1 protein-coding gene is annotated in these 318 nt (G+C 39.3%); it reads left to right on the top strand.

What is annotated here, in order from left to right:
- The coding region (locus tag G1O98_RS38670; protein WP_163939762.1) for a tetratricopeptide repeat protein at positions 1 to 318 on the top strand (318 nt) is incomplete at both ends.

Here is a 318-nt window from a genome sequence, read left to right as displayed (position 1 = left end):
CTTGGCATTGTACTCAGAAACCAGAAGAAATTAAATGAAGCAGTTGCCAACTTGCAAAAAGCGATTCAACTCAAGCCTAACTCTGCTGATGTTTACTACAATCTCGGCATTGTGTTCATAGACCAGAAGAAATTAGATCAAGCAGTTGCTAACTTACAAAAAGCGATTCAACTCAAGCCCAACTACGCTGATGCTTTCAACAATCTCGGCGTTGTGTTCATAGACCAGAAGAAATTAGATCAAGCAGTTGCCAACTTGCAAAAAGCGATTCAACTCAAGCCCAACTATACTTATGCTTACAATAATATTGGCATTGCA

It is taken from the genome of Nostoc sp. UIC 10630 (genome assembly GCF_010747425.1).
Lineage (GTDB): Bacteria > Cyanobacteriota > Cyanobacteriia > Cyanobacteriales > Nostocaceae > Nostoc.
The sequence above is the reverse complement of the archived record's forward strand: the minus strand, read 5'-3'. Positions and strand labels throughout refer to the sequence as shown.